Source organism: uncultured Brevundimonas sp. (assembly GCF_963977465.1).
In the GTDB taxonomy this organism is placed as follows: Bacteria; Pseudomonadota; Alphaproteobacteria; order Caulobacterales; family Caulobacteraceae; genus Brevundimonas.
The window spans coordinates 124,650-149,979 of record NZ_CAXBOQ010000004.1; the positions used below are offsets into that span (position 1 = coordinate 124,650).

Genomic DNA, 25,330 nt, shown 5'->3' on the forward strand with positions numbered 1-25,330 from the left:
TCATGCGATCGAACCGTCATCATTTGTCCGATCCGCAACACCCGCAACAGGAAGCCACCCCATGAGTGTCGATGTCGGAACCCGGTTGCGCTTCGTCCGCGAGCGGCAGGACCTGTCACAGCGTGAACTGGCCCGCCTGTCGGGGGTCACCAACTCGACCATATCCCTGATCGAGGCCAACCGCATGAACCCCTCGATCGGGGCGTTGAAACGAATCCTGGATGGTATCCCCATCGGTCTGGCTGAGTTTTTCGCCATAGAACCCGACGCCCCGTCGCGCTTTTTCTACGGCGTCGATGAACTGACCGAGATCGGCAAGGGTCCGATCTCCTACCGTCAGGTCGGCGAGACCATGTTCGGCCGCAGCCTGCAGATTCTCAGCGAAACCTATGAGCCGGGTGCCGACACCGGTCGGGTCCCCCTGATGCACGACGGCGAGGAAGGGGCGGTAGTCATCAGCGGGCGGCTGGAGGTTACCGTGGACGGCGAACGCCGGGTCCTGGGACCCGGCGACGCCTACTATTTCGAGAGCCAGAAACCGCATCGCTTCCGCTGCGTCGGGACCGAACCCTGCCGCGTCGTCAGCGCCTGCACGCCGCCCAGTTTCTGACCGGGCGGCGCGGCTGGGTCTTTGTCTACAGGTCGCTCCAGGCCTCACCGGTCACGCCGTCCCAGTTCGTGGCATGATAGACGCCGCGGGCGATGGCACGGGCCAGCACGTCCGCCGCGGCCGCGCCGATCTGGGCCACCACAAACTGACGCATCGCGCCTTCGGGGATCTGTTGCTTCTCGGTCGAGATGCAGAAGACGATGTCGCCATCGAACGGGGCGTGCGACGGGCGGATGGCGCGCGCCATGCCGTCCTGGGCCATGATGGCGACGCGCTGGCACTCGACCCGGGTCAGGGCCACATCGGTGGCGACCAGGGCAATGGTGGTGTTCTCGCCGGCACGCGGATTGGGCTTGGCTGCGCCCCATTCGTCGCCCGCCGCTGACAGGCCACTGGATCCCAGTCCGCCGAACTCGCCGTCGATCTCGTAGGGAGCCGACCAGAAGGTGTTGCCACCGGGCGCGACCACAGAGCCGGCACTGTTGACGCCGACGATGGCCCCGACCGTATAGCCGGTGCTCAGCACCGCCGAGGCCGAGCCGACGCCGCCCTTGAGCGATCCGGCCTTGGCCCCGTAGCCACAGCCCGCCGTGCCCAGATCGAACTGGGATGAAGCGGATTCCGCCGCCTGTACGGCCAGCGTCCGGTAGGGCGGCTCGGTGCCCCACTCCTTGTTGCCGCCATTAGCCAGGTCATAGAGGCTGACCGTCGGCACGATGGGCGAGAACGGAATGCCCGCGACCTTGGGGCCGAAGCCGAATCCCTTGCCCTGCGCGCCCAGCCAGGCGGTGATGCCGTCGCCCGAGCCCAGACCATAGACCGAGCCACCCGACAGCACGATTGCGTCGACCTGCTGCACCAGATTTTCGGGCCGCAGCACGTCAGTTTCGCGGCTGGCCGGTCCGCCACCGCGCACATCAACCGCCGCCGTCGCCGGTGTGTCGGCCAGGATGACGGTCACGCCGGTTCGCGCCCCGGCGTCCTGAGCCTGACCGACCTTGAGACCGGGCACGTCGGTGATCAGGTTCAGGCGACCGGTCCCGCCGATCGTCACGGCGGGGGCGTTCGGTCCGACAACGTCCGGTGCGGCTGCGGCGGCACGGCCGGCCAGGGAGCCAGCGGCCCCGATCAGCGCCATCGATCCCAGCATGGTTCTACGGTTCATCGCTCAGTCTCCTGTGATGTCGAAATTGGTGCCCGCGAGTCGTCGAGGGCCAGAATATTGCGCGCCAGGTCCGGCGTCGCCGCCAGCAGGCTGCGGGTATAGTCGTGCGCCGGCGCGGTGAAGACGGTCTCGGTCGTCCCGGTCTCGACGATCCGGCCGCCCTGCATCACCATCAGCCGATCGGTGATCGCCCGCACCACCGTCAGGTCATGGGTCACGAACAGATAGGATAGGCCCAGACGGTCGGACAGATCAGCCAACAGGTCCAGCACCTGGGCGCGGATCGACACGTCCAGCGCCGACACCGCCTCATCCAGCGCGATAATCGACGGATTGGTGATCAAGGCCCGGGCGATGGCGATGCGCTGCCGCTGCCCGCCCGAGAACTCATGCGGAAACCGGTCAGCATCCGCTGGGCTTAGACCCACCTGATCCAGCATGGCCTCGACCCGCCGTCGCCCCTCGATCCGGTCGGGCCGTTCGTCCAGCAGGTGGAAATTCTCGGCCACCAGCTGCTCGACCCGCCAACGCGGATCGAAACTGCCATAGGGGTCCTGGAACACCACCTGCACATGACGGCGCAGACGTTTCAGGGCGGCCCCACGTGCGTTCGTGAAATCCTCGCCCATGACCCGCACGGACCCCGCCTGCGGCGTGTCGAGCGCCAGGACCGTGCGCAACAGGGTCGACTTGCCGCAACCGGACTCCCCGACCAGGCCAACGCTCTCGCCCGGCTGGATCGAGAAGCTGACCCCGTCCACGGCCCGCTTGGGTGCACTTCGGCCGAACAGGCGACTGGCCCCGGGATATTCACGCACGATGCCGTCCACGACCAGAACTGGTGCCCCCTCACGGGGCTTCGAGCGTCGCACGGGCGCATGGGTGGCGTCGGCCAGAAGCCGCCGGGAATAGGGGTGGGCCATGCCACCCGATGCCGGGTTGGCCAGAATTCGACCGACCTCGCCCTGTTCGACGATCTCGCCCGACTTCATCACCGCCACCCGGTCGGCGGTCTCGGCGACGACGGCGAGGTCGTGGGTGATCAGAATCATGCCCATGCCGTCTTCGCGAACCAGGGTCTTCAGCAACTCAAGGATCTGGGCCTGGGTGGTCACGTCCAGTGCCGTCGTCGGTTCGTCGGCGATCAGCAATTTCGGCGTCAGGGCGATGGCGATAGCGATCGCCACACGCTGCCGCTGACCGCCCGACAACTCATGCGGATAGCGACTCAGCGGGAACAGGTCGTTGGGCAGACCGACCCGCTCCAGCATCCGCGCCGCGGTCGCCAGCGCCGCCTTGTGCGTCGCCTTCGTGTGAATGCGGATCGTCTCCGCGACCTGATCGCCGATCAACATCAGCGGATTCAGGGCCGTCATCGGCTCCTGAAAGATCATCCCGACCTCGCGCCCGCGGACCGACCGCATCGCCGCATCGTCGGCATAGGGCACGGCCACGTCCTGCAGGCGGATATCGCCCGAGGCTTCGGATCGCGGTGGCAACAGGCCCATGACCGCCAGCGCCGTCATCGACTTGCCGGATCCGGATTCGCCGACCAGCCCCATCACCTGTCCCGGCGGGACATCGAACGACACCCCCTTCAAGATCGGGATGTCACCGATGGAGACGTTCAGGTCGCGGATCGCAAGGGTTGGGGTCAGGGTCGGGCTCATGCGCCACGCTCCCGCCGCACGCGCGGATCCAGGGCATCACGCAAACCGTCGCCGGTCAGGCTCAGGCCCAGCACCACAAACACGATGGCCACGCCGGGGAAGATCGCCAGCCAGGGCGCGAAACCGATCATGGTCTGGGCCTCGGCCAGCATCCGGCCCCAACTCGGTATCGGCGGCTGGGCCCCCAGACCGACATAGGACAGCCCGGCCTCAGCGACGATGCCCAGGGCGAACTGGATCGCCGCCTGCACGACCAGAAGACTGGTCAGATTGGGCAGGATGTGTTGCCGCGAAATCTGCCCCGAGGTCTTGCCCGCTGTGCGCGCCGCCAGAACATAGTCGCGCGTCCACAGGCTCAGCGCCGCGCCCCGGCTGACGCGGGCGAAGACCGGGATGTTGAATATACCGATGGCGATCACGGCATTGATGGCCCCGGCTCCGAACACGGCTGTGATCATCACGGCCAGCAACAGGGCGGGGAAGGCGAAGATCAAATCGTTGGTCCGCATCACCGCGTCATCAACCAGCCCACCGCGCGCCGCTGCCGCCAGGCCCAGCGGCACGCCGACCCCGACCCCGATACCGACCGCGACCAGGGCCACGACGAGCGAGGTCTGCGATCCGACCATGACCATCGACAGCACATCGCGCCCGAAATGGTCGGTGCCCATCCAGTGCGCAGCCGACGGTGCCAGCAGCTTGTCGCCGATGCGGATCGCCTCGACGTCAAACGGCGTCCAGACCAGCGAAATCAAGGCGACGGCGACCGTAAACAACGTCATCGCGCCGCCCACGATCAGGGCGGGCGGCACACGCAGCGGTGCCTTTCCGACGGGTGCGGCAGTCTCGGGCGTCTCGACAACAGGTACGGTCATCAGCGGCGGCCCCTCAAACGCGGATCGACGGCGACATAGGCCAGGTCAATCAGGAAGCCGACGGCCACCACGGCGAACACCAGAACCACCACCACGCCCTGCACCACGATCAGGTCACGCTGGGTGATGGCCTGGAACACCAGCCGCCCAAGACCCGGCAAGGAGAAGACGTTCTCGATGATGATGCCGCCCGCCAAAAGGAACGGAAACTGCAGTCCCAGAATGGTCAGGAGCGGAATGGTCGCGTTCCGGAGCGCATGCCGCCACAGGGCCTGCGACTGGCTCAGTCCCTTCGCCCGGGCTGTGCGCACATAGTCCTCGTTCATCGTATCCAGCAGAGCGGTCCGCAGCACCCGCGCCAGGATCGCCGCCTGGGGAGCGGCCAGGGCTACGGCTGGCAGGATCAGCGCCTTCAGTGCCGGCCAGAACCCGGCCTCCCAGCCGGGAAAGCCGCCCGCCGAGAACCAGCCCAGATTGACCGAGAAGGCCAGGATCAGCAGCATGGCGATCCAGAAATTGGGCAGGGCCACCCCGACCTGTGTCACCCCGATCAGACCCATGTCCACGGCCGAGCCGCGACGGCTCGCGGCGATCAGACCGATCGGAATCGCGACCACCAGCGACATGATCGTGGCCAGCAGGGCCAGCGGCCCCGAGACCTGGAACCGCTCGACGATGAGCGAGGCGACCGGCGACTGGTAGGTGTAGCTGACACCGAAATTCCCGCTGAACATGCCGCCGACCCAGCCGAGGTAGCGATCCAGCATCGAGCCATCCAGACCCATCTGCTGACGCAGGGCGTCGACCGCCTCCGGGCTCGCGTTCAGCCCCATCATATAGGCCGCCGGATCGCCCGGAACGACCTGCAGCAGCAGAAAGATGACCACGGTCGCCGCCGCCAGCGTCAGGGCATGACCCGCCAGCTTGCTCGCCACATAGGCCGCCCCGAACCGAAGCGTCGCATAGGCCAGCAGGGCCACGGCAGCGGCCAGCGACAACCAGCCCCACGGCAGCCCGTCCCGCGGCGCGGTCGGGCCTTTCGCCGCCGTCCCCGAAGCGCCCTCGAACCAGGCCCCGGCGACCACATTGGCGGCAATGGGCGCATTGACCCACAGGCCATTCAGATCGGCTTTCCAGATGCCGATGCGCGACGACTGGAACAGGAAGGCATTGACCGAGTCATCGGCGATCTTGCGCTGGATATCGCCCAGCAGCGCCAGCCGAGTCGCCTCATCCGGGGCCGCGTTCAGCCGCGCCAGAAGGGCGTCGAAGGCAGCATTGTCGTACCCGAAATAGTAGTCCTTGCGGCCATAGATGTCGTAATCCATCGGCTCAACATGCTCGACGATCGTCAGGTCGAACTGGTGGCGTTTGAACACCTGGTCCAGCCACTGGGCCCATTCCAGATTCTCGATCTTCACCCGGATTCCGGCCTCGGCCAATTGCGACGCCAGCACCTCGCCGCTGCGTCGGGCATAGGGCCGCGGCGGCAACCTCAGCGTCACATCGATGCCGTTCGGATAGCCGGCCTCGGCCAGCAGAGCGCGGGCCCGCGCCGGATCATGCGGATACAGATTGGTCAGGTCGACATAGCCGGCGTCCTGCCGGGCGAAATGGCTGCCGATAGGCTCGCCGAAGCTGAACATGGCCCCGTCGATCAGCGCCTGCCGGTCGACGGCATGGGCAATCGCGCGCCGCACCCGGACGTCGTTGAACGGCGCGATCCGGTTGTTGATGCCCAGAATCACCTTGCCCTCCGAGGCCCCGACCATGACCTTGAAGCGCGGGTCACGGCGAAACTGGGCCACGTTTTCCGGTGCTGGATAGTTGGGAAAGGCGTCGATGTCGCCCGCGCTCATCGCGGCGAAGGCGGCACTGGGATCGCTGATGAAGCGGAACACCACCGCGCCGATACGCGGAACGCTGCCCCAATAGTCGTCATTGCGCGTCAGGGTCAGCGCCGCGCCCTTCTGCCAGCTCGACAGACGATAGGGACCTGTACCGACCGGATTGGTCGCATTGGTCGCCGCTGATCCGGGGGCCACCATCACCGCGTCGCCCCATCCCAGCAGGGACGGCAGAGCCGCCACCGGACGGTTCAGACTGATGCGCAGGGTCAGCGGATCGATCACCGTCACTGCCCGTATCGGTTCGAACAGCGCCTTTTGGGCATTGGTCGACCCGGGTGCCGTGATCCGGTCTAGCGAGAATTTGGCCACGCTGGCGTCGAAGGGAGTCCCGTCCTGGAACCGGACGCCGGGGCGAAGGTGAAACACCCACGCCAGACCGTCCGGCGACACTTCCCATGACAGCGCCAGTGCGGGTGCCGGCAGGCCGCTGGCGGTGATCCGCGTCAGCCCCTCAAAGATATTCCCGTAAACAACCTCGTCCACGGCCGCCGCCGCCCCGACCGTCGGGTCGAGATTGGGCGGCTCCAGCGGCAGACCCAGCACCAGCCGGTCGCCGGTGGGCGAGACTTCCAGAGCTGGCGGAGGACCGGACACAGCCGACGGAGTCTGGGCGGAAGCCAGACTGCCGAACGCACAGATAAGCACCGCCACACCGACTCCCGCGGCGGCAAGCAGTCGCCGACCCAGACCCATCCGACGGCGTCCGGACCGATCAGGCGAAGTGGTGGCGGTTGCGGTAGCGGTACTCATCTCCGACCTTCTTCTCGACAGCCCGACTATCCAGCACGCGCCGACCACCGGCCAACGGCCGGTGTCCGGTGCGGGCACAGGCGGCGGTCCGGATAACCGGGCCGCCGCGACTGTCTCAGTACTGATAGCTCAAACGCACGCCGAAGGTACGCGGCCGGCCCGGCTGGGCGATATCGGCCGAGGTGAAGAAGTTGCGCGTCAGGTCATATTCCTGGTCGAACAGATTGCGAACGAACAGGGCGGCGGACCACGGTCCGATCTGCGGCGATATCATCACACTGGCATTGACCAGCCAGTAGGACGGCACGTCGTATTTCACACCCAGCCACGACGGATATTCGTCGCGGAAGCTGTAGTTGACCTCGGCCATGACATCCAGGCTATCCACCATCCAGTCATAGCCAACCGAACCGCCATAGCTGACCGCCGGGAACGGGATTTCAACGCCCGACTTGTCGACAAAGACGGCTGCATTGGCCAGTCGCGAAGCAGGGACATCCAGATCGAAGAACTCGGTATATTCGCCGTGCTTGTAGCTGATCGACTGGGTGATCCGCAGATTCGGGACGGGCCGCCAGGTGCCTTCCAGCTCGGCCCCGTAGATTTCCGACGACGGCACGTTGGCAAATTTGCCGACCGGACCGTTGACCCCCCACACCGCTGACAGCACCTGCTGGTCGGTATAGTCGTAGAAATAGGCTGCGCCATTCAGCTGGAACGACCGCGTCGGATCCGCCTTGAACCCGACCTCATAGGCGAGAAGGATTTCCGGTCGAAACGGCTCGATGCCGCTGGCACTGCCGGTGTTGTAGGTGGTGAAACCGCCAGACTTGGCACCGCGGCTGAACGATCCGTAGATCAGAAGGTTGTCGCTGGGCGTAAACTCAAGCGCGACCTTGCCGGTCAATGGGGTCATCTCGGTATCGACTGACGTCGGCGGCAGGGCCGTGGCACCACCGAACGCTGTACCGAACCCCTCAAGGCTCCGCGTCTCCTCTTCGTAACGCAGGCCGCCGATCACCTTGAACTCGTCGCTGAACTGGTATTCGGCCTGACCAAAGATGCTGTAGGACTCAACTTCCTGGGCATAGGCCACCTGACCATAGGTGCCGTAGATATCGATGAAGTCCGACGAGTACCGCTCGTCCAGCTCCTGCTTCGAATAATAGACGCCGGCAACCCAATTCAGCGGCCCATCGGCATCCGACGACAGTCGAAACTCCTGCGAAAAGACCGAAACGTCACTCGCGAAGAATGTGTCTGCCTCGACCGAGGGTGAGGAGTCCCAGTCACCGTATTCGCTACGATCCAGGGTTTCATAGCTGGTGATGCTGGTCAGGCGCATCGTTTCGAAATCGTAGTGGCCGTTCAGGGACGTGCCCCACGATGAATTGTCCCGACCGGGCTTGGCGTTGATGTCGCGCCCCGTCTCGGCGGCGAAGCGGGGCGACAGGCCCCAACCGGTCGCCCGGTGATCGATGTCGGCGGGAATGGTGACGGAGCCCGGCCCACCCAGACGCGTGACCAGCGGGCTGAGCAGATACAGACCTTCGTTCTCGGATTTGTCGATGCCACCGTGCACATCCAGGGTGAACGACAGGTCGGCAGTCGGTTCGAATGTCAGAAGACCCCGCAATCCGGTGCGATCAGCATCGCCCAGTGATTCCCCGGTATCGCGATTGTACTGGAAGCCACCGCCCTGCTGGGTCATGGCGGCCAGCCGGCCCTTAACGTTTTCGCTGATCGGGCCCGAGACATAACCCTCGATCTGAACGGCATCAAAGGTCGCGTATTCACCCTTGATCCCGGCGCTCATGACCTCGGTCGGCCTGCGGGTCACAAAGCTGATGGCCCCGCCGGTAGTGTTACGCCCGTAGAGCGTCCCCTGCGGTCCGCGCAGAACCTCGACCCGATCGATGTCAAAGATCAGTCCCTGGGTCATCACCGGAACCGGATAGGCAACCTCGTTGACGTAGACGCCTACGGTCGGCGAGTTGTTCGAGGCATAGTCCTGAAAACCGACCCCGCGCAGGCGGAACTGGGCCGCGCCGCCGCCGAACGCCGGCTCGATCTCGAGGTTCGGTGTGGCGGTCTGCAACTGGTTGACGTTAGTGATGCCCCGATTGGTCAGCTCCTCACCCGACAGCACGCTGAGCGCGATACCGACATCCTGTGCCGCCTGTTCCCGCCGCTGGGCGGTGACGATGACGTCGTCGATTGCGGTTGCTACCTGGGGCCTGGCGGCGGGTGCCGTCTGCGCCATGGCAGTGGTCGAGGCGGCGACCGCAAGAGCGATAACCGAAGCCCCTAAAAGATACTGTCTCATAGCAATCTTCCCCTCGTTGTGGACGTGGTGGTCAGTTGGTTTGATGAATTGCGTCGGAAACACAGTCGAGCATTTGCGCAATCTGGTCGGGCGTGACGATCAGGGGCGGCGACAGGGCGATCGTGTCGCCCGTCACGCGAACCAGAACGCCTTGATCGAAACAGGTGTGAAAGACCTCGGTCCCCCGCGCGCCGGGCGCGCCGGGACGCGGCGACATCTCGATCCCCGCCACCAGCCCCAGATTTCGGATGTCGATGACATGCGGAACATTACCCAGCCCATGCACCTGCTCCTGCCACAACGAGGCCAGACCGGCGGCGCGGTCGAACAGGCCCTCATCGGCATAGACGTCCAGCGTGGCCAGGCCCGCAGCCGCGGCCAGCGGATGACCGGAATAGGTGTAGCCGTGGAAGAATTCGATGCCGCCCTCGCTGGCGTCGACGATGGTATCGTGCACGAAGTCGCGCACCCCGACCGCGCCCATCGGCACGGCCCCGTTGGTCAGACCCTTGGCACAGACGATCATGTCGGGGGTCACGTCAAACAGTTCGGCGGCGGTCGCCGCGCCCAGACGACCGAAGCCGGTAATGACCTCGTCAAAGATCAGCAGCACCCCATGGCGTTCGCTGATCTCGCGCAGTCGCTCCAGATAACCAACCGGCGGCACCAGCACCCCCGTCGATCCGGCCAGCGGCTCGACGATGACGGCGGCGATGGTCTCGGCCCCGCGCAGCGCGATCAGCTCTTCCAGCTCATCGGCCAGATGCGCGCCCCATTCGGGCTGACCGCGGGTGAATGCCGCATGCTCGAGGTTATGGGTATGCGACAGATGATCGACACCGGGCAGAAGCGTGAAGCCGCGCCGGTTGTTGTCCAGCCCGCCCACAGAAATCCCGCCGAAGCCGACGCCGTGATAGCCACGCTGGCGGCCGATGAACCGCGTGCGCTCGGGCTGACCGTTGGCACGATGATAGGCCAGCGCGATCTTCAGCGCGGTATCGACCGCCTCCGAGCCCGACCCGGCGAAAAACACCCTGTTGATGTCGCCCGGGAACAGGTCGGCCAGTCGCGTCGCCAGTTCGAAGACCTTGGGATGGCCCAGCTGGAACGTCGGCGCATAGTCCAGCGTCGCGGCCTGGTGAGCGATGGCATCGACGATGGCCGTGCGGCAATGCCCGGCGTTGACGCACCACAGCCCCGCCGTTCCGTCCAGAACGGGACTGCCGTCGGGCGTGTAATAGTGCATCCCCCCAGCCGAGCCGAACTGACGCGGAGTCTGCTTGAAATCCCGGTTCGCCGTGAAGGGCATCCAGAAGGCGTTCAGGTCGATCGTTCCGTTCTGCATCGTGGCCCCCTTCCTCGTGACAACATTAGACGGCCCGCTTCCTCCGACCCGCAAGCCTATTTCTTTGCAAAGCTATGGCACTGATATAGCTGTTTTATTTCTGAGAGCGATTAGAATTTCGATCAGTCGCATCGATTTCGGATCATCTGCCTACGGACATCGCTGACAGCACTGGTGCGGCAGGTCGGCTCGCCTGCCTCGGCGCAGTCGGGACCGCGACCTCAGGCCGTCGGGCAGGCTGCGCTGAATCCCCCGTCTCTGATTTTGGTGGAGAGCTCACGCGCCATGGTTCCGGGGGAGTTTCGGTCAGACCCGGGCGAGGACCACAGTCGGACCGGCGATGCCGTGCTCGCGGAAGGCGCGCCGCACCCGCAGCGTCACATCGGTCTCGAAACTCTTCTCGTGCCTGGCCTCAAATACATAGGGGCGGGCGGTGATGCGGATCAGCGCGAAATTGCCCTCCAGCACCTGTTTGGCCAGCACCGGAGCGGGCTCGTCCAGATAGGCATAGGGGCTGGTCAGACAGGCCTCCTGCACCAGGGTCATGGCCAGCTCCAGGTCCTCATCGGGGCCGATCACCATCTCGAACGGGACCTGCATCTCCAGGGCCCCGTAGTTGCCGCTGGAGGTGACGTCGGTCAGCACCTTGTTGTTGGGAATGGTGATGACGTTGTGGTCCAGCGTGTTCATCCGAACGCTGCGCAGACCGATCTTGACCACATCGCCATACTGGCCCGCGTACTCGACCCGGTCGCCGACCTGGAACGGCCGGTCGAACATGATGGTGATCCCGGCGATCACCGCCGCCACCAGATCGCGCATGGCGAAACCGACCGCGAAGGCGAGGCCCCCACCGATGACGGTCAGGGCCGTGGCGTCCATCCTCAGGCTCAGCCGCACGGCGATAATGATGGTGATCAGATAGACGATGAAGCGCGCAGCCGATTCGACCATCTGGATCGTCGGCCGCCGGCTGACGAAACGCTCGCACAGGATTTTCGACAGATGTTCCAGCCCGCGCAGCAGGACGAGGGCCAGAACAAAAACGACGACCGAGGCGGCCACCCCGCCCCACTGGATGAATCCGGCCAGCTGGCTGATGTCGACTTGGTCCTGGGCCTGCGCGGAACCGGCGGCAAAAAGCGCCAGCCCGGCCCCCGGCACTATAGGGCGCAGGACAGGTGCGACACGGCGGATCATGCGATGCTCCCCAGATGGCGACGGACCAGACTACGGGTCAACGCGCGGTACCAGTCCCAGGACACATGATGACCGCCGTCGCGGATGAGCAGGTGTCCCGTCTGGACGCCGGATCGCAGCACATCCGCAACCGTGGCGGCTGGCAGGCGCGTGGCCGCGACGATCTCCGCCGGTCTGGCCCCGGCCTGTCGCAGCACCGCCCGGTAGATGAACAGGGCCTCCAGCGGCAAACGCTCGATCGCCGCCTCGATCACCGGATCCAACGGACGAACGAAGACTGTACCGTCCGCAGCCACGCCCAGCACCGAGCGCCAAAGATGCAGGGCGACCCCCGGATTGCCGTCTGATGCATCCCACAACAGCAGCATGAAGGCGGCATTCTTGGCCTCCACCGCTTCCCGGCGATCGATGTCGTCGAGATCCGTCAGATCCTCGATCATTCGGTCGTAGCCGGGCGTGATTCCCGCCTCAGCGACCCGGGCCTGCAACAGTTCGGCGATCGCCATATCGGTCCAGTGCGGGACTTCGATCACCGTATTGAATACCGTGGACACACTGCGCAGACGACAAACCAGGTCCCAGACGGCGCTGTCGATCGCCAGCACCCACAGGGTCCGGTCGGCGGTCTCACGGGCCAGGTCCAGACAGGTATCCAGCGCCGACAGGCCGCCGACGTCGAACCGCACCAGGGCCTCCAGATCGTCGACCAGCATTACCGCAGGAACGACCGTTTGGGCGCGGGCGCGCGACGGCGAACGGCGGCCCGCGGCCGCCGGGTCCAGCTCATCAGCCTTCACCAGCCGGGCTCCGTCCATTCGCTGCTGCAGCTGCCGGAGCGCCGCAGTCTTGCCCGAGCCACGCTCACCGACCAGGACGACCAGGCCACCCCCACTGCGCTGGGCCAGCAGATCCAGCATCGGTTCCAGCCGGGTCGCGACCCAGGTTTCGCCATGCACCTCGGGTGACAGGTTGGCGAACGCGTCTTCCGGCAGAGGGACAAGGTCCGAGACCGTATTGCGGTCGGCACGGCTCAGTTCCTGTCGGAACAGGAAGGCCAGGGTGCGCCGGACGGAGATGAAACGACTGCCGACCGTACGGATCGTTCGACTGACACTGCGGATCACCACATCGGCGGTCCCCAGCACCGCCGCCACAGCGGCAGTCCGTCCCGTACGATTGGCCAGCACCCAGCGCTGCAGCGCATTGGGGCGACGATGGCGATCCAGCTGTTCGAAGACCTCGCCTCGCCACCAGATAATCAGGATCAGCACGGTCAGCAGCGCCGCCAGCCAGCCGGTCGAGGCCACCCAGTTGTGGAAAGCCCCCTCGCCGACCAGCTTGGCCGTCAAGGTCAGCACCAGGATGAAGCCGACGACAACATTGCTCACCAGCCGCATCGACCGCAGGCGCAACGGGCCCAGCTCGCGCGCCCGCCGGCCCAACCGGTCATTGCCGGCCCCGAGCAAGGCATCCAGCAACCGCGAGGCCACAGCCGCAATCAGCGTCCAACCGACGACCAGCCCGATGATTTCCACTTCCAGCAGGTTTTGCACATGGGCGGGCAGTGACGCCCGCAGCGCGGACAGCATGATCAGCCATTCCAGCGGGCCGCGCACCGCAATGAACAGGCGCAGCCCCCACAGACGCGGGTCGGGCGTCGACCGCAGCGTCGCCCGGTGCTTCTCCTGCAGACCCTGCTCCCAGAGCGGCAGGACCCGTCGGGCCGTCGCGCGCCACAGGGCGAAACCGGCCAGGACGAGGATCCACAACAGGGTCGAGGCCGCCAGAAGGGCGCTGGCAGACAAGATATCCCGCCCGATCACCCCCGATCGCGTCGCCTCCACCAGCGTATGGGCATGGTAGCGGACGATCAGCACCAGGTGTTCGAACTCCGCCGACACCTGATTCCAGCCTGCCGGGGTAAAGCCCGTCGTCGCCCGACGCTTGCCCGCTGACAGATGCGGCAACAGATCGAGACGGGCCTCGTTCAGCGTGGTCAGACGAGCCAGAAGCAGGCGCGCCTCGGTCCGGTTGCCGTCGTGCAGTCGGATGACCAGTTGCGCCCGTCGCGCCTCGAGCACGCCACGCTGCGCCCGCACGGCGGTTCGCTCGACACCGGGTGCCAGCGCATCGACAGAGGCGGACGGCACGGGTGCCAGATCGGCCTGCCCCTGCATGGCGTCAAGCGTGGCCCCCAGACGCTGGCGCGTGGCCCGCAACTCGGCCCGGAGGTCGCCATAAACCGCATCAGCCATCGCGGGGTCGCTGCGCGCTTCCAGCGCCTGCTGGCGCAGCCCCAGAGCCGCCTCGGTCTCGAGGGCATGTCGCTGTGCCGCCGCATCCAGCGCCGCCCCGGCCGCCGCCAGGGACTCCCCATAGGTCGCCAACTCGCGCTGTTCGGTTTCGATCTGGCGCTGGGCGGCCAACCGGGCCCGGTGAGCCGCGTCCAGACGGGCCTGCTGCTCTGCCGCTTCTGCCGTGATTTCAGCGGGGAGTACCGGCGCTTCGCTCGCCGGCGGAGTGACCAGAAGGTTCGGGTCCACGCGCGGTGTCGCCTGGACCCCGCCCGCGGACGTGATGAGAAACAGGGCCAGTGTCAGGGCGGTGGCAAATCTCACGGGCGCGGGCCTTTTCGACTGGTCGGGGGCACGGTTCGCGCCCCGATATTCCGACCGTCGGTGTCATCCTCCCTGCCTAGCAGTTTCGGGGCGCTCGGCAATATCGGGATCATCCCTCGTCAAACGTGGTCCCGCCCCGGGTTTCGTTCGATCAGCACGTGCATCGCGCGGATCGATGGTCGATGGTGACGGCCCACATCTGTCGCCAGGAGTCGTTGTTTGTCGCGTCTGATCGAGGAACTGGACTATCGCGTCACCCCCATGGGGCCGATCATCCTGCGGCGTCGCTGGGTTTCGGCGCTGGATCAGGACGTGGTCGAGGTCATCCTCGGCGAAGAACATCTGATGTCCAGCCTGTTCACGGTCGGCGAGACGGAGCTGGCCACGCTGGGCCTGGCCCGGGCGAGTGGCACCGAGCTGAAGGTTCTCGTCGGCGGTCTGGGTCTCGGCTATACGGCCCAAGCAGCCCTGACCGACCCCCGGGTAACTTCGGTTGAGGTCGCCGATGCGATCGAAGCGGTGATCGACTGGCACCGCGAAGGGCTGGTGCCGATCGGCGAGAGCCTCGGGACCAATCCCCGCTGCATCCTGACCCACGTCGACTTCTTCAGCCTGTTCGACACCGACCCGACCGAAGGCGGTCTGTGGGACGTCATCCTGCTGGACATCGACCATTCGCCGTACCGGCTGCTGAATCCCGCCCATGCGCGCTTCTATACGGCCGAGGGCCTGACGCGGATGAAGTCCTGGTTGACGCCCGGCGGGGTCTTCGCCCTCTGGTCCGACGACGCGCCCGACGCAGCGTTTCTCGAACTGCTCGGCCACGTATTCGCGAACCCCGTGGCCCAGGTGGTCTCCTTCGCCAATCCCCTGACCGGCGACTCCTCGACCTGCACAATCTATGTGACGGGCGGCTAGCCTTTCCGTCGTCTCAGGTAATCTCGATCAGCCAACTCTCCCAGCGACGCTGACTGTCATCGCTGTCACCGGGCGCGGTGGCCGCAACGGCCTTGCGATAGGTCAGGGCAGACACGCCGTAGGCCTCAGTGAACGACCGGCCCATCGCCGTTGCGTTCGAAAAGCCGAACTGTGTCGCCAACCCGTCCAGGGTCGTCCCGGCCCGTCGGTCGAGCGCGCCGCGGACCGCTTCCAGCCGTCGGTCCAGGATCAGTCCGGCGATCCCCCCCTCCATCTCGAACAACCGATACAGGCCGGAGCGCGAGATGCCTGTGGCCTTGCTGATCGACTCCACCGACAGATCCGGATGGCCGAGGTTGTCGAGGATATGGCGCTTGACGGTTTCCCGGCGCACAAAGTCCTTGCGCCGGGCCTCGCCCCCGCCAGGCCGATCGACCAGGGTGGCCGAGGACAGGACATCGATGAAGGCGCGCCCCAAACTGGCCAGCACCTCCGGGCGCAGCAGATCGCCGTGACGGGCCAGCGACTGCATGAAGTCGGCCAGCACCAGATTCTCCGGAGCCTTGAGCACCCGCCCATGCAGGCCGGCGTGGCTCCCGAGGGCCACCCCGACGAGGGTGCGGGCGACGCTCGCGGTCAGGACGTGGGCATTGTGGAACGCCGTGCGCGACGGGCGCAGCGTATCGGTCAGATAGATGTCTCCCGGTTCCGCTTCGATGAAACCGCTGTCCGCACCGCCCACGACCTGCCCCGCCAGCACCAGGGTAATGACGATATGGTCGAAGCCGTCGGTATTCGCCCGGCCGGACCGGGCATGTATCACGCCCGAGAGATTCCGTTCGAACAGCAGCAGATTGTCCATCCGCCACGCCCGCACCCGGGCGTGAAAACTGCCCTCGCCCCGGCTGACGTCGGAGCCGCCGCTGTACAGCCGGACGTATTTGCCGAAGGCCTCATTTTCCGTGAGGCCGGCGCTCGAAAACTGGAACTGGTCGGGCATGAGGGGCGTCAATTCAGGAAACACTATTTCAGGTGATCCGGCGCGACGGCACCGGCCCGGATGTCGGCGGTGAGGCGCATCCAGCCGCCGGAACCGGCGAGGGCAGCAGCGATCACGATCAGGCCCGCGCTCGTCACCACGATTGCCAGGGCCAGACCCAGCGCCAGACCATTCGACGCGATCCGGTCGCTGACCGCTCCGGTGATCAGGGGACCGGCCGCCGTTCCGAATATCGTTACCAGCACGAGAAACCCGCTGTTCATGCCACGCTGCAGCCGGGGCGGTGCCAGGCCCTGCAGACCGATCAGGGCCATCGCCGCACCGAACCCGCTGGCGACGATCAGGGCCACCAGACAGACCGCGGCCAGAGCCGGTGTCGGAGCCAGGCTCAGTCCGATCACCGACGGTATCGCCAGGGCCGCGCTGCCCCCCAGGGCCAGACCCGGCCCGTGTGCCCTGAATTGACCGGCGGTGGCACTCCGTCCGGCCAGCAAATGACCGGTCGGGGCCGCCAGCAGGGTCACCGCCCCCACCAGCACCGCGGCGGCGGCTGGACCCATGCTGAACTGACGCCCGATGATGGAGGGACTCCACGCGCCGAGTGACTGGACCATCATCACCATGCCGCAGGCGGCGACCATATACAGTGTGAGCGTCCACGGCCGGCCGGCTGCCCAGCGCAGGGCGTCGGCCAGTCCGCCACCGGCCGGAGCCGGCGCGGGTCCCGACGTCCGCCGCGCCAGAAAGCTGACCGCCAGAAGCAGATTGGGGACCAGCATCAACAGGGCCGCGATGCGCCACGGCTCGATCACCGCCGTCAGTCCGGTCGCGGCAGCCAGAGTCAGCACCAGTCCGCCCAACAGCATACCGCCGCTCCTTCCGGTGGCCGAACCGGCGGTAAAGATGCCGACTGGCTGGATAGCGGCGATCGGGGCGGCCGTGGCCAGCATCGCCAGGGCGACCGGGGCGAAAGCAGCCTGACCGACGCCGAACACCATCCGGGCACCCAGCAGCGTCGAATAGTCGGGCGCCAGGGCAAAGGCCACCGCAGCGGCGGTCCAGAGCAGGATGCACAGACCGACATAGGTGCCTGGCCGGACCTGCCGTGCGGTGCGCCGCCCGGCCCACAGGGTCGCCAGCACATAGCTCAGAACGAACGGCCCCCCCTGCAGCGCACCCAGCTGGGCATCGCTCAGGGCGAAGGTTGCCTTCAGTCCCGGCGCGAACACGGCGGGAATGGCGCGGTCGGCATAGCCAGCGAAATGCGCCAGTCCCAGCAGCACCACCAGGCGGGGACCGGTCGAGCGAACGTCGACCTCCCCTCTCCCCGTCACGAAAGGTCTGCCGATACCGTCGATATATCAATCACTTTTGGAATCCCCCCCAGTGCAATGGGGCGAGAATCGTCGACCTGTCTACCCCTCAGCGACCATCGGCATCCCGACCGTTCAGGACTCTGCTGCCTTGCCACGGCGCCCGCGTGTCGGACTGGACTTTGCCGGGTCCGGATCCGGATCCGCATGGCTCTTCCGGGCCCGCGCCTCGACTTCAGCGAGGATGATCGCCAGCTCGTGGTCTGTCAGATGCTCGATACCGATGAACCGCTCCTGCGCCCCACGCACCGCATGCAGCAGTTCGTCCATCTTGGCGTGCATCGCCGAGGCGTCGCGGTTCTGGGTGTTCTGGATCAGGAAGACCATCAGAAAGGTGACGATGGTCGTGCCGGTATTGATCACCAGCTGCCAGGTCTCATTGAACCCGAACACCGGGCCCGAAGCCGCCCAGATCACAACGATCCCGAGACAGGCCAGAAAGGTCCAGGGCTTGCCCGCTATCCGGGCGGTGGCGCTGGCCATGCGGATGAACATCTTCTCCATATTCGCCCAACGATTTGACCGATTCAGGGTTCCGCCCGGTCTGGAAGGGCGCGGATGAAATACCTATATCCGGGAACGACCATGGATTTTTTGCTGACAGGAGATTGCCCGGTGGGTCTGCGCATCAACGATATTGCTCCCGATTTCACAGCCGCCTCGACCGCGGGCGAGATCCAGTTCCACGACTGGGTCGGCGACAGCTACGCGATCCTGTTCTCCCACCCCAAGGACTTCACCCCCGTCTGCACCACCGAATTCAGTGCCGTGGCACAGCTCGCCCCGGAGTTCGAAAAGCGCAACACCAAGGTGATCGGCGTTTCCGTCGATAGCGTCGACGACCATGTGAAATGGAAAGCCGATATCGAAAAGGTCGCCGGCGCGCCGGCCAACTTTCCGATCATCGACGACACCTCGCTCAACGTCTCCAAACTGTACGACATGCTGCCCGCGGACGCCTATATGCCCGACGGGCGCACGGCGGCGGACTCCGCGTCTGTCCGCACGGTGTTCATCGTCGGCCCGGACAAGAAGGTGCGGCTGACCATGTCCTATCCGATGGCGGTGGGGCGCAATTTCGCCGAGATCCTGCGCGCGCTCGACGCCGTGCAGGCCACCGACGGGATGCCCCTGGCCACGCCGGCCAACTGGGTGCCCGGTCAGGACGTGATCGTCGCCCTGTCGGTTTCGACCGAGGATGCCAAGGCAAAGTTCGGCGACGTCGACGTCAAGCTGCCCTATCTGCGCACGGTCAAAGCGCCCGGCTGATCGGCCGGTCGGCAACGGATCAAGCCCCGGCCGTCGCGCCGGGGCTTTTTCATGCGCGCAGACGCGGCTACGGGGCCACGGTCCCGACGTCCGGTGCGCGCCGCGCATGGGTCCGTTGCTCATAGGCATGGCCCAGCGACAGGATACGCGCATCATCCCACCTGCCGCCGATGAAGCTGATCCCGACCGGCATGCCGCGATCGAATCCCATCGGCACGGTCAGGTGCGGATAACCGGCCACCGCCGCCAGTGAGCTGGACGACCCCTGCGAGCGGTCATCATCATCCGGGTCATTGGTCCAAGCCCGCGAGGTCGTCGGGGCAATCAGGGCCACGACGCGATTTTCCGCCATCATCCGGTCAATGCCCTCGGGTCCCGCCATCCGAAACGAACTGGCCCGCGCCTCGATATAGGCCGGATCGGCCAGTCCCTTGGTGGCCTCCGCCACAAGAAACAGTTCCTGCCCGAACAGCACGGTCTCACGCGGCTCGACGGCGTTGAAGGCGATCAGATCGGCCAGCGTGCGGGTCGGCACCTGGTGCGGATCGGTCGACGCCAGATAGGCGTTCAGATCGACCTTCAGTTCGGTCATCAACACCTGGCGCGCGGCGGTGCTGATCGCCCGGATGTCCGGCCCCTCCGTGATCTCGACCAGCTCGGCCCCGGCGTCGCGCAGCGCCTGCAGATTGGTCTCGAACACCGCCTGGGTCTCGTCCGAATAACTGGACAGCAGGAAACGCATCACTCCGATCCGCGTCCCTTGCAGGCTGTTGGCGTCCAGCGCCGCGCGATAGTCGACCTTGCGCGCATCGGCCTCGACCGTGGCCGGGTCCAGCGGATCGCTCCCGGCGATCACCGTCAGCACGATGGCCGCGTCCTCGACCGTGGTGGTGATCGGCCCGGCCGTGTCCTGCGAATGGCTGATCGGCACGATGTGGGTGCGCGACACCAGCCCCACGGTCGGCTTGAACCCGACCACGCCATTGACCGAGGCAGGGCAGACGATCGAGCCGTTGGTCTCGGTGCCGATCGCTGCCGGGGCCAGGCCGATGGCCACCGCCACCGCGCTGCCCGCCGATGAGCCGCACGGCGTGCGTTCCGGATCATAGGGATTGCGCGTCTGCCCCCCGACCGCGCTCCAGCCGCTGATCGAGTTGGACGAGCGGATGTTGGCCCATTCCGACAGATTGGTCTTGCCGAAGATGACGGCTCCCGCCTCGCGCAGCCGCGCCACCAGCGGCGCGTCGCGGCCCGGCGCGTTGTCGACCAGGGCCAGTGAACCCGCCGTGGTCGGCATGTCGCGCGTCTCGATATTGTCTTTCAACAGGATGGGCAGGTCCCGGATGTTTCGCTGTCGCCGTGACCAGAATTCAATTGGGCCGGGCACCGTCCAGCGAATGATTGCCCGATCCGTCACAGCGTCACCAACGCATTGATAGAACGCGAGAACCTGAAGAGCCGTCCCGCGATCTTCCAAGGCTTCGGTCGAAACCTCATGCGGCAAATATCCGCACTGCGCCTGTGCCGCTTCCAGCGCTGGTTCAACTTCCGGTGAGGCATCCTGTGCCAACACGGGGGCGGCAATCAGCGCAAACAAGAGGGCGGTGGCCGCTCCCCACCTCCGCTCATCCCGGTGAAAGCCGGGACCCAAGCTTTTGGGTATCGGGAAGGTAGGAGTTTGCATTGGCTGTGATCCCGGGCGCTATGCGTAGCGAAAGAACTGGGCCCCGGCTCTCGCGGGGGATAGCGGGTCTATTGAACCTTGACAGCCCGTGACCCGATCGTGCGGTCGAGGAAGTCCAGATAGGTGCGCCATTGTTGCAGCTGCCTTTCGTTGCCACGCACCCCATGGCGCTGGCCGGGATAGAGCATCAGTTCGAACGGCATGCTGCGGCTCTGCAGCGCATCGATCACGCGGGTCGAGTTCTCGAGGATGACATTGTCGTCGGCCATACCGTGCATCAGCAGCAGCCGACCGGTCATGTTTTCCAGCCGCGGAATCGCGTCCGAGGCGGCGTAGCCATTGGGGTTCAGTTCCGGCGTCGACATGAAGCGTTCGGTATAGTGGGTGTCATACAGACTCCACTCGGTCGGCGGGGCCCCGGCGATGGCCGAGGTCAGCCCCATCGCTGGCTCGGTCAGGGCCATCAGACTCATGAAGCCGCCATAGGACCAGCCCATCATGGCGATGCGCGCATCGTCGACATAGGGCAGCGTTCTCAGATAGTTGGCCCCAAGTACCTGATCCTCTACCTCCGGCTGCCCCATGGTCAGATACAGGGCCTGCTTGAAGGCCGTCGACCGGTCACCCTCGCCGCGGTTGTCGAGCCGGAAGATGATATATCCAGCCTCAGTCAACAGTTGATTGTTGGCGCTCTGCCAGGCCCGTTTGACCCCGCCGCCTGACGGCCCGCCATACACCTGCATCACCACCGGATACCTCTTCGACGGATCAAAGCCCGGCGGGGTGGTCATCTGCCAGACCAGGGTCTGGCCATGGCTGTCCAGCGTGCCGAAGGTCGGGTCCTGTTGGCGTCCGGCATAGGGGAAGAAGGGGTGGCTCTCGTCCAGCCGGTTTTCCTCGATCCAGCGCACGAAGCTGCCATCGGCGCGGTACAGGCCCGACTGCGACGGGGTGTCCGGATCCGAATAGTTGCCGACGAAGGCGGTGCCGGTCTTGTTGACCGAGGCGCTCCACCAGCCGCCCGCCGGGGTGACGGCCACCGGCGTCGCCGTCCGGTTCAGGCTGGCCCGGAACAACTGCTGTTCGATCGGTAACTCACGGCCGTCGCGCATCGAGGCGGTAAAATAGACCTCGCCCGTCGCCTGGTTGACGCCGTTCAGACTCTTGACCGGCCACTCGCCGCGCGTGATCGCCCGCAGCCGCCGGCCATTGCGATCATACAGATACAGGTGTCGCCAGCCGCTTTCCTCCGACGACCAGATGAAATTGCCGTTCTCCAGCACCTTGAAGTCATGGCTCAGCGAGACCCAGGCCCTCGAGGTCTGCGTCAGGATCACCCGCGACGCGCCCGTGGCCGGGTCGACGCTCAGCAAGTCCAGGGTCTTCTGGTCACGGCTCTCGCGCTGCACATACAGGGTCCGGCCGTCGGCCGACCAGTTGACCCGGGCCAGATAGATGTCGCTGTTCGTGCCCAGATCGACCTTGATCCGCTGCCCTGTCTGGCGGTCATGAACATACAGGTCGACCACCGCATTGGGCCGGCCGGCGCGCGGATAGCGCTGCTCGATCACCCGGGCCCCGCCACCGGTGATATCGAGGCGCGGAATCACGTCGACCGTCGATTCGTCGGTGCGCTGCAGGGCGATGTAGCGTTCGTCCGGGCTCCACCAGTAGCCGGTGTCGCGATCCATCTCCTCCTGGGCGATGAACTCGGCCGTGGCCCAGGTGATCAGGCCGTCACCGTCCGTGGTCACCTCGGTCTCGCTGTCGGTGGCCAGGTCATAGACGACCAGATCCTGATCGCGGACGAACGAGACATAGTTGCCCTGGGGCGAAACCTTGGCGTCGATCTCGTCAGCCTCGGTCTCGGTCAGCCGACGCACCGCGCCGTTCGATCGGCTGGCCAGAAACACGTCGCCTTCCAGCGGAGCCAGGATATAGCGCCCCTGCTCGTCCCACGAATAGTCGACCACCCCGCGCTGGCTGATCCGCATCCGCTCGCGCCGCGCCTTCTCGGCCTCCGACAGCTCGCCCGCGTCCGGCACCAGCGCCCGCGCGTCGATCAATTTGAACGGCTCGCCGTCGCCGGTCGGGGCAGCCCACAGGTCCAGCACATCGACGTCATCCGCGCGTGAGCGCAGGAAGGCCACCAGTTCTCCGTCGGGCGACAGGCTCACCCCCCGTGCCACCGGCCCGGCCAGCGACGGATTGGCGAACACCCGCTCGGGCGTCAGGATTTCGGTCCCTCCCACTGGTGACTGGGCGGCGGCCGATCCGGCGGCCAGGAGGAAGGTGGAGGCAAGCAAAAGGGTACGCATGGCCGCGAGGCTAGCCGGGCTTGCGGCGACCGTCATCCGGATTCGGTGCGACCGCTTGCCCTGATTGCGGTCCCTGCCTTTTCCTCGCCCGTCCAACCGCCTAGTTAGGGCGCAATGACCGACACCACCCTCACGCCCGCCCCGGCCAAGGCGTCCGCCTTTCATGACCTGAAGGTCCTGTGGGTACGCCACTGGACTGATCAGCTGTTCAGCTTCGCCCTCGAACGGCCTGACGATTTCCGCTTCCGTTCGGGCGAGTTCGTGATGATCGGCCTGCCGGGCGAAGACGGCGGCAAGCCGGTGCTGCGCGCCTATTCCATCGCGGGACCGACCTGGGCCGAGGAACTGGAGTTCCTGTCGATCAAGGTGCCCGACGGTCCTCTGACCTCGCGCCTGCAGAAGATCCAGCCCGGCGACACGGTCCTGATGGGCAAGAAGCCGACTGGCACCCTGGTGCTGGACGCCCTGACCGGCGGTGAGCGTCTGTTCCTGATCGGCACCGGCACCGGCCTGGCCCCGTGGCTGGCCGTGGCCCGCGATCCCGAGACCTATCAACGCTTCGGTCAGGTCGTGGTCTGCCACACGGTCCGCAATGTCGCCGACCTGAGCTATCGCGACTTCCTCACCGCGGGCATCCACGACGACCCGCTGGTCGGCGACGAGGCGCGCGACCGGTTGGTCTACTATCCGACCGTGACGCGTGAGCCGTTCGACACCCCGGGCCGTATCACCGACCGCATTACCTCCGGGGCCCTGTTCGCCGACCTCGGCCTGCCGCCCGGCTTCTCACCGGAACGCGACCGCGTCATGCTGTGCGGCTCGATGGCCATGATCAAGGAGGCGGCAGCCCTGCTGGAAACCTTTGGCCTGAAGGAAGGCTCGAACGCCGAACCGGGCGACTATGTGCTGGAGCGCGCCTTTGTCGGATAGCGTCACGATCGATCCGCGCACCGCGCCGGAAGCCTGTGCCTCTATGGCCGAGGTCCGTCAGGGCGTCGACGCCCTCGATCGCGCCCTCGTCACCCTGCTGGCCGAGCGCCAGCGCTATATGGACGCCGCCGCCCGCATCAAGCCCAGCCGCGACGTGGTCCATGACGACGCCCGCATCGAAGACGTGGTGGCCAAGGTCCTGGCAGCGTCCGGGCAGGCCGGCCTGTCGCCCGCCATCGCCGAGCCCGTGTGGCGGACCCTGATCGACCGCTGCATCGCCCATGAGCTGAGCGTCTGGGACCGGACCCGCAGCTAGCCCTTCAGCGACCTCAGCATCAGTTCGTGCCGATAGGCGGCGACATCGGCCAGGGCGTCGTCCAGCGCGTCACGGACCCGGTCCAGCAAGGGCGGGGCCTCGGTCTTCTCCGCCGCCTCGGCCGCCGCACAGGCCGAAGCCAGGGCTCCGGCCCCGATCCCGGCCGCCGCGCCGCGGATCGTATGCACCCCGTCGCGCCAGCCGTCCTCGCGCACATCCAGCATCGGTGACCACATCGCCGCCTGCTGGACGAACAGGCCCAGAACCTCCTCGCCGATCGCGTCGTCACCGCCGATCATGCCTTCCAGCACGCTGAAGTCGACCGCCCCCGACAGGTCCCGTCTCGCCATGATCGTCGTCTCCCCCGGCACCCGACAGTGTCCCTGATTCCCAAGCTGACGGTAGGCCAGCGCGCGTTCAGGAGAAATCCATACTTGCACTGTAACAGTTGAGCCCTTAGTACGACCGGCCTCCGGCCAGACCTGTCCAGACAGCTCCGGCCGAGGCAAAACGCCCGCTTAACGGGGCGCGTGACGATCGGTTCGGGTGATTAGCTCAGTTGGTAGAGCAGCTGACTCTTAATCAGCGGGTCGTAGGTTCGAACCCTACATCACCCACCATCGTCCCCCTTGAGTGCGCGCTCCCTAACGGTCCCGCCCCTCAACAATCTGAACCGTCACTGTAACCATGGCGAAGCTCCGACGAATGGGAGGGTGTCCGGTCAAGACGACCGCACCATCCCAAGGAGCCCCTTATGTCCCCCACCCAAATGACTCTCGCCGGTGCCAGCGCCCTGGCCCTCGTCGCCGGTGCCGGCATCGCCCATGCCAACACCAGTGGCCAGTCGACCGCCCCCGCGATGGAGAAATGTTACGGTGTCGCCCTCGCCGGCAAGAATGACTGCGCCGCCGGTCCCGGCACCACCTGCGCCGGCACCTCGGTCCGTGACTACCAGGGCAATGCCTGGAAACTGGTTCCGGCCGGCACCTGCGCCTCGATCCGGACGCCCGCGGGCAACGGCTCGCTGACGCCGGTCTCGCGCTGACCCCGACG

At 66.1% G+C, this 25,330-nt stretch carries 19 protein-coding genes, 1 tRNA gene and 1 pseudogene; 7 read left to right on the plus strand and 14 right to left on the minus strand.

The genetic code is table 11. The features are described 5' to 3' along the window. Positions 1-61: 61 nt before the first annotated feature. Positions 62-610 (plus strand): cupin domain-containing protein, encoded by a 549-nt coding sequence (locus tag AAC067_RS09735; RefSeq protein WP_339931967.1) that lies wholly within the window; start codon positions 62-64, stop codon positions 608-610. A gap of 25 nt (positions 611-635) precedes the next feature. Here the strand turns inward: AAC067_RS09735 and AAC067_RS09740 are convergent, their stop codons facing one another. The 8 genes from AAC067_RS09740 to AAC067_RS09775 all read right to left on the minus strand — a co-directional run bounded on the left by AAC067_RS09740 (position 636) and on the right by AAC067_RS09775 (position 14,469). After that, positions 636-1,775, minus strand: coding sequence for a P1 family peptidase (locus AAC067_RS09740; protein ID WP_339931969.1), 1,140 nt, complete (start codon positions 1,773-1,775; stop codon positions 636-638). Continuing rightward, complete coding sequence (locus AAC067_RS09745; RefSeq protein WP_339931971.1) at positions 1,772-3,445, minus strand: dipeptide ABC transporter ATP-binding protein; 1,674 nt, start codon at positions 3,443-3,445, stop codon at positions 1,772-1,774. Before AAC067_RS09745 ends, AAC067_RS09740 begins: the two co-directional genes overlap by 4 nt. Further along, on the minus strand, positions 3,442-4,320 hold the full coding sequence (locus tag AAC067_RS09750) for an ABC transporter permease (protein WP_339931973.1): 879 nt from the start codon (positions 4,318-4,320) through the stop codon (positions 3,442-3,444). The genes AAC067_RS09745 and AAC067_RS09750 overlap by 4 nt, the downstream gene beginning before the upstream one ends. Continuing rightward, on the minus strand, positions 4,320-6,980 hold the full coding sequence (locus tag AAC067_RS09755; RefSeq protein ID WP_339931975.1) for an ABC transporter substrate-binding protein: 2,661 nt from the start codon (positions 6,978-6,980) through the stop codon (positions 4,320-4,322). Before AAC067_RS09755 ends, AAC067_RS09750 begins: the two co-directional genes overlap by 1 nt. Positions 6,981-7,095: 115 nt before the next feature. Continuing rightward, on the minus strand, positions 7,096-9,306 hold the full coding sequence (locus tag AAC067_RS09760; protein ID WP_339931977.1) for a TonB-dependent receptor: 2,211 nt from the start codon (positions 9,304-9,306) through the stop codon (positions 7,096-7,098). 31 nt (positions 9,307-9,337) lie between these two features. After that, complete coding sequence (locus AAC067_RS09765) at positions 9,338-10,651, minus strand: aspartate aminotransferase family protein (protein ID WP_339931979.1); 1,314 nt, start codon at positions 10,649-10,651, stop codon at positions 9,338-9,340. A 306-nt stretch (positions 10,652-10,957) separates the two neighbouring features. After that, entirely contained in the window at positions 10,958-11,851 is an 894-nt protein-coding gene (locus tag AAC067_RS09770) for a mechanosensitive ion channel domain-containing protein (protein WP_339931981.1), read from the minus strand. Continuing rightward, entirely contained in the window at positions 11,848-14,469 is a 2,622-nt protein-coding gene (locus tag AAC067_RS09775) for a hypothetical protein (protein WP_339931983.1), read from the minus strand. The genes AAC067_RS09770 and AAC067_RS09775 overlap by 4 nt, the downstream gene beginning before the upstream one ends. A 219-nt stretch (positions 14,470-14,688) precedes the next feature. Here AAC067_RS09775 and AAC067_RS09780 point away from each other — a divergent pair, with 219 nt between their 5' ends. Beyond that, positions 14,689-15,387, plus strand: a complete 699-nt coding sequence (locus tag AAC067_RS09780) for a hypothetical protein (protein ID WP_339931985.1) — start codon at positions 14,689-14,691, stop codon at positions 15,385-15,387. Between the two features lie 13 nt (positions 15,388-15,400). Here AAC067_RS09780 and AAC067_RS09785 read toward each other — a convergent pair whose 3' ends face one another. The 3 genes from AAC067_RS09785 to AAC067_RS09795 form a co-directional block, all read right to left on the minus strand. Next, a complete protein-coding gene (locus AAC067_RS09785; protein ID WP_339931987.1) occupies positions 15,401-16,387 on the minus strand; it encodes a helix-turn-helix domain-containing protein in 987 nt (328 codons plus the stop codon). A gap of 23 nt (positions 16,388-16,410) precedes the next feature. After that, the gene (locus AAC067_RS09790) at positions 16,411-17,721 is read right to left on the minus strand and encodes an MFS transporter (RefSeq protein ID WP_339931989.1); all 1,311 of its coding nucleotides are present in this window, start codon (positions 17,719-17,721) and stop codon (positions 16,411-16,413) included. 114 nt (positions 17,722-17,835) lie between these two features. After that, positions 17,836-18,255 carry a low affinity iron permease family protein gene (locus AAC067_RS09795; RefSeq protein WP_339931991.1) on the minus strand — a complete coding sequence of 140 codons (420 nt, stop codon included), beginning with the start codon at positions 18,253-18,255 and terminating at the stop codon, positions 17,836-17,838. 120 nt (positions 18,256-18,375) lie between these two features. Between AAC067_RS09795 and AAC067_RS09800 the strand changes: the two genes are divergently transcribed. Next, a complete protein-coding gene (locus AAC067_RS09800; RefSeq protein WP_339931993.1) occupies positions 18,376-19,029 on the plus strand; it encodes a peroxiredoxin in 654 nt (217 codons plus the stop codon). A gap of 67 nt (positions 19,030-19,096) precedes the next feature. Here AAC067_RS09800 and AAC067_RS09805 read toward each other — a convergent pair. Continuing rightward, positions 19,097-20,365: pseudogene (locus AAC067_RS09805) on the minus strand (amidase); the annotation flags it as partial. Positions 20,366-20,781: 416 nt separating this feature from the next. Beyond that, positions 20,782-23,031, minus strand: a complete 2,250-nt coding sequence (locus tag AAC067_RS09810) for a S9 family peptidase (RefSeq protein ID WP_339931995.1) — start codon at positions 23,029-23,031, stop codon at positions 20,782-20,784. Positions 23,032-23,145: 114 nt separating this feature from the next. Here AAC067_RS09810 and AAC067_RS09815 point away from each other — a divergent pair, with 114 nt between their 5' ends. Together AAC067_RS09815 and AAC067_RS09820 are read left to right on the plus strand one after the other, a co-directional pair. Beyond that, a complete protein-coding gene (locus AAC067_RS09815; protein ID WP_339931997.1) occupies positions 23,146-23,961 on the plus strand; it encodes a ferredoxin--NADP reductase in 816 nt (271 codons plus the stop codon). Beyond that, a complete protein-coding gene (locus AAC067_RS09820) occupies positions 23,933-24,277 on the plus strand; it encodes a chorismate mutase (RefSeq protein WP_339931999.1) in 345 nt (114 codons plus the stop codon). Before AAC067_RS09815 ends, AAC067_RS09820 begins: the two co-directional genes overlap by 29 nt. On the opposite strand, the gene AAC067_RS09825 is transcribed toward AAC067_RS09820, so the two are convergent. Then, the gene (locus AAC067_RS09825) at positions 24,274-24,627 is read right to left on the minus strand and encodes an Hpt domain-containing protein (protein ID WP_339932001.1); all 354 of its coding nucleotides are present in this window, start codon (positions 24,625-24,627) and stop codon (positions 24,274-24,276) included. The genes AAC067_RS09820 and AAC067_RS09825 overlap by 4 nt on opposite strands. A 194-nt stretch (positions 24,628-24,821) precedes the next feature. On the opposite strand from AAC067_RS09825, the gene AAC067_RS09830 reads away from it, so the two are divergent. Continuing rightward, a tRNA-Lys gene (locus AAC067_RS09830) sits at positions 24,822-24,897 on the plus strand. Between the two features lie 134 nt (positions 24,898-25,031). Continuing rightward, positions 25,032-25,322, plus strand: coding sequence for a DUF2282 domain-containing protein (locus AAC067_RS09835; protein ID WP_339932003.1), 291 nt, complete (start codon positions 25,032-25,034; stop codon positions 25,320-25,322). Positions 25,323-25,330: the final 8 nt, after the last annotated feature.

Coding starts and splice junctions, on each gene's coding strand:
- AAC067_RS09735 (WP_339931967.1), top strand. CDS start 62: ATGAGTGTCGATGTCGGAACCCGGTTGCGCTTCGTCCGCGAGCGGCAG.
- AAC067_RS09740 (WP_339931969.1), bottom strand. CDS start 1,775: ATGAACCGTAGAACCATGCTGGGATCGATGGCGCTGATCGGGGCCGCT.
- AAC067_RS09745 (WP_339931971.1), bottom strand. CDS start 3,445: ATGAGCCCGACCCTGACCCCAACCCTTGCGATCCGCGACCTGAACGTC.
- AAC067_RS09750 (WP_339931973.1), bottom strand. CDS start 4,320: ATGACCGTACCTGTTGTCGAGACGCCCGAGACTGCCGCACCCGTCGGA.
- AAC067_RS09755 (WP_339931975.1), bottom strand. CDS start 6,980: ATGAGTACCGCTACCGCAACCGCCACCACTTCGCCTGATCGGTCCGGA.
- AAC067_RS09760 (WP_339931977.1), bottom strand. CDS start 9,306: ATGAGACAGTATCTTTTAGGGGCTTCGGTTATCGCTCTTGCGGTCGCC.
- AAC067_RS09765 (WP_339931979.1), bottom strand. CDS start 10,651: ATGCAGAACGGAACGATCGACCTGAACGCCTTCTGGATGCCCTTCACG.
- AAC067_RS09770 (WP_339931981.1), bottom strand. CDS start 11,851: ATGATCCGCCGTGTCGCACCTGTCCTGCGCCCTATAGTGCCGGGGGCC.
- AAC067_RS09785 (WP_339931987.1), bottom strand. CDS start 16,387: ATGCCCGACCAGTTCCAGTTTTCGAGCGCCGGCCTCACGGAAAATGAG.
- AAC067_RS09795 (WP_339931991.1), bottom strand. CDS start 18,255: ATGTTCATCCGCATGGCCAGCGCCACCGCCCGGATAGCGGGCAAGCCC.
- AAC067_RS09810 (WP_339931995.1), bottom strand. CDS start 23,031: ATGCGTACCCTTTTGCTTGCCTCCACCTTCCTCCTGGCCGCCGGATCG.
- AAC067_RS09815 (WP_339931997.1), top strand. CDS start 23,146: ATGACCGACACCACCCTCACGCCCGCCCCGGCCAAGGCGTCCGCCTTT.
- AAC067_RS09820 (WP_339931999.1), top strand. CDS start 23,933: ATGTGCTGGAGCGCGCCTTTGTCGGATAGCGTCACGATCGATCCGCGC.
- AAC067_RS09825 (WP_339932001.1), bottom strand. CDS start 24,627: ATGGCGAGACGGGACCTGTCGGGGGCGGTCGACTTCAGCGTGCTGGAA.
- AAC067_RS09835 (WP_339932003.1), top strand. CDS start 25,032: ATGTCCCCCACCCAAATGACTCTCGCCGGTGCCAGCGCCCTGGCCCTC.